The sequence below is a fragment of the Dyella sp. genome, from assembly GCF_035508675.1.
Lineage (GTDB): Bacteria > Pseudomonadota > Gammaproteobacteria > Xanthomonadales > Rhodanobacteraceae > Dyella_B.
Genome location: NZ_DATJMN010000258.1, coordinates 1 through 3,675 on the forward strand (window position 1 = coordinate 1; position 3,675 = coordinate 3,675).

At 64.2% G+C, this 3,675-nt stretch carries 3 protein-coding genes; all 3 read left to right on the forward strand.

Annotation, left to right across the window (positions count from 1 at the left end; all coding sequences use genetic code 11):
• A partial coding sequence (locus VMA74_RS13490) for a glucokinase (protein ID WP_325367780.1) occupies positions 1 to 279 on the forward strand: 279 nt, incomplete at its 5' end.
• 32 nt (positions 280 to 311) lie between these two features.
• Entirely contained in the window at positions 312 to 2,612 is a 2,301-nt protein-coding gene (locus tag VMA74_RS13495; RefSeq protein WP_325367782.1) for a beta-N-acetylhexosaminidase, read from the forward strand.
• Between the two features lie 191 nt (positions 2,613 to 2,803).
• Positions 2,804 to 3,675: TonB-dependent receptor plug domain-containing protein (locus VMA74_RS13500; RefSeq protein ID WP_325367784.1), on the forward strand; the 872-nt coding region annotated here is incomplete at its 3' end.

Genomic DNA, 3,675 nt, shown 5'->3' on the forward strand with positions numbered 1-3,675 from the left:
CTCGGCAGCTTTACCGGCAATCTCGCGATGGCGTTCATGGCCACAGGCGGTGTGTATCTGGCCGGCGGTTTCTTGTCTTCCATCTTCGACCTGCTCAAGCGCAGCGCGTTCGAGGAGCGATTCCTGCACGGACGCAGCGCGCGCGCCCTGCTGTCGCAGGTGCCGGTATGGGTTACGGAGCATGGCCGTCATGGTGTGCAGGGCGCCGCGCAGTGGTACCTCCGGCGTGGCATGTCGGGAGCGCCGCGGCAAGCCGTGGCAAACGGTGTGGGCGCATGAGCCATCTCTCGACATTCACGTGTTCCCGTTGCATGGCGATCGCATGCCTGGTGGCTGCATGCGCAGTCCATGCAGCGCCTGTTGTTCCCAAATGGTCACTGCTGCCGCAGCCGGCAACGGCCAGCCTCGCCGAGTCTGGCGCAGTCGATATTGCAAATGGCGCGACAGTTTCGGTACGCGGCGCGGAACGCCAGCAGGTGCAGTCCATCGCCGAGCGGTTCGTGCAACGGGTGGCCGACACCAACGGCTTGAACCTGGGCGTGGCGACAACGGGTACTGCGCATCCGTCGATTACGTTCGATGTGAACCCTCGCGCCGATATCGCAGACGAGGCCGGCTATCGCATCACGGTGCATGACGGCGGCATCCTTGTCACCGCGCGCACGCCGCGCGGTGCGTTTTACGGCGGCGTCACCCTGTGGCAGCTGCTGACGCCGCCCGGCTGGACGCGCGGCGCGCCCGTCGCCGTGGCCGATGGGGTTATCGACGATTACCCGCGTTTCGCATGGCGCGCGCTGCTGCTCGACTCCGGGCGGCATTATCAGAGCGTGGCCGACATCAAGAAGTTGATCGATTGGATGTCGCTGCACAAGTTGAACGTGTTGCTCTGGCATGTGACCGAAGACCAGGGCTGGCGTCTTGAGATCCCCAAGTACCCCGAGCTCACCCAAACCGGCGCATGCCGCAAGGCGGTGGGCCTGGACAGCGAACTGACCGGTTCGACCGCCCTGCCCTATTGCGGGTTTTATACGGAAGCCGACGCGCGCGACATCGTGCGTTATGCCGCCGAGCGCTACGTGGAGGTGGTGCCGGAAATCGATCTGCCCGGACATTCGCAGGCAGCCATCGCCGCCTATCCGTGGCTGGGCGTCACGGGCAAGCGTCCGCCTGTTTGGACCGACTGGGGCGTCAGCCCGTGGTTGCTCAAGCCCGATGAAAAAACCTTGCAGTTCGTCGATGACGTGCTCGATGAAGTGATGCGGCTGTTTCCCTCGCGCTATATCTCGATTGGTGGCGACGAGGCCGACAAGCAGCAGTGGAACGCATCGCCGGAAGTGCGCGCGCAGATGCACAAGCTGGGCCTGGCGAACATGGATCAGTTGCAGGGATGGTTCACGAACCAGGTCGCCGCATATCTCGTGCAACACGGTCGCACGCCGGTTGGCTGGGATGATGAACTGGTCGCCGGCGCGACGCTGCCGGCGTCGGAAGTGGTGATGTCCTGGCACGGCAACGACAACGAGCGCGTGGCGCTCGCTGCGATCAAGCAAGGCCACGACGTGGTCATGACACCGCAGGAGTCGCTGTACTTCGACCATTATCAATCCGACCTTCCCCACGAATGGGCAGGCCCGCCGCCCGCAGCGACGTTGCGGCAAGCCTATGACACGGTGGTCATCCCCAACGGCGCGAACGCAGCCGAAGCCCGGCGCATCATCGGCGTGCAGGCGGGCCTGTGGACCGAGCAGATGCTGACCTTTGCGCACGACCAGCACGCGGTGTTCCCGCGCATGGCGGCGCTGTCGGAGCTTGGCTGGTCACCACCAGGCTCGCACGACTGGAACGGTTTTCTGCAACGGATGCCGGCCGAACTGGCGCGTTATCGCGCGCTCGGCATCGACTATGCCGACAGTGCGTTCGCACCCGCTTTCAACGTAACGGCGACGGCCAACGGCGCGTTCCGGATTGCGCTGGCCAATCAGGTGGCATTCGGAACGATTCGCTACACGACGGATGGCTCAGACCCGAACAATCACTCTGCGCCGTATACGCAGCCGCTTACGCTGTCGGGCAAGACAAGCTTGCGTGCCGCAACGTTTGCGGCAGACGGCTTTGAACTCTCCGCGCCACGCACGCAGGTACTGGATGCAAGCACCTTGCTGAGCCGCGCTGGCAGCGCGCTTGCGACGTGTTCCAGCCAGCCGGCCTCGCGCCTGGACGGCAGCAGGCCGGCGCAAGGTCAGCGGCCGGTCTACGCCGTGGATATCGGCAACATGTGCTGGCTGTGGCCGCAGGCGCCACTGCGTGGCGTCAAGCATGTCGAGCTGACGGTCGCGCGCATCGCATGGCGCTTTGGCGATGAGGCCAAAGATGCGGTCGTGCGTCACAAGGCCAGCGCTGCCGGTGAATTCGAGATCCATGCCGATTCCTGCACCGGGCCGCTGCTGGCCAGCTTGCCGCTGGCGGGCGCGGTGCAGGCAACGGGGCAAACCCATCTTGAAGCAAAGCTTGCCACGCCGGTGGGGGCCGGCGTTCGCAACCTGTGCGTCTTTGCCAGCGGCGATCCACGCGATGGCCAGTGGGCTTTGGCGCGTATGACGTTTTCAAAATAAGCAGGGCGCGGGACGGGCGTCCCGCGCCATAACACCACGTGAGTGCTTTGGTTGGGAGGCCAAAGCCGGGGACATCGAGAGATTGCATGACGACGGCGTGCGTACCCGCAGGCAGCGCCGGGCTACACGCGTTTTGAAACTCCACGGAGCACCTGAGGTTCGACAGGCAACACCAACGAGGTTAAAGGCCCATGTCCACCGTATTTCGCAAGCATCCATTGTCGTTCGCCGTCACCATGTCGCTGTTCGCCGTCGTGTCGACGACGAGTGCAGCGGCGACATCCGCCGATGCGCCGGCCGATGGCCAGGCAACGCAGGTCAGCACCGCGCAAACCGCGCCGACGCCAGCGTCGCCCGGCACCAAGAAAACCGACGCCAAGAAAACCACCGGCACGGACGCGGACAAGAATGCCGTCACGCTGTCGACCGTAACGGTTTCCGGCGTACGTGCGTCGCAGCAGCGCGCCATCGACCTGAAACGTGACGCTCCAAATATTCAAGACAGCATCACGGCGGAAAACATCGGCGCGCTGCCCGACACCACGATTACCGACTCCTTGCAGCGCGTTACCGGCGTACAGATCAACCGCGATGCCGGCGTGGGTACCTCGGTGGACGTGCGCGGCCTGCCCCAGGTCGGCACCATGTTGAACGGCGAAGTGTTCATCACGGCCGACCAGATCGATACGCAGCAGCCCGACTTCACCATGTTGCCATCCACGCTGTTCCACGGCGTGGACGTGGTCAAATCGTCCACCGCCAACGAGACCGACGGTGGCATCAGCGGCGCCATCGACCTGCATACTTATCGTCCCTGGGATCTCCCCAGCGGATTCACCTACAGTTATTCCGCCGATGGAGAGCGCGGCAGCACCACCAGCCACTTGGGGCCTGAGGCCAATGGCCTCATTTCGTTCAATGACCATGGCCGTTGGGGCCTGCTGATCGCCGCCGATTTCTCCAACACCACACGGGAGAACTCTACCGAGGGTCTCGACCAGTACGGCGTCGTGCTCAATGGCGAGAACGCCGCCAGCGCGGGCGGCTACAACGGCTTCCTGAC

Excerpts from the sequence above, each read along its gene's own strand:
- VMA74_RS13495 (WP_325367782.1), top strand. The coding sequence starts at position 312 with ATGGCGATCGCATGCCTGGTGGCTGCATGCGCAGTCCATGCAGCGCCT.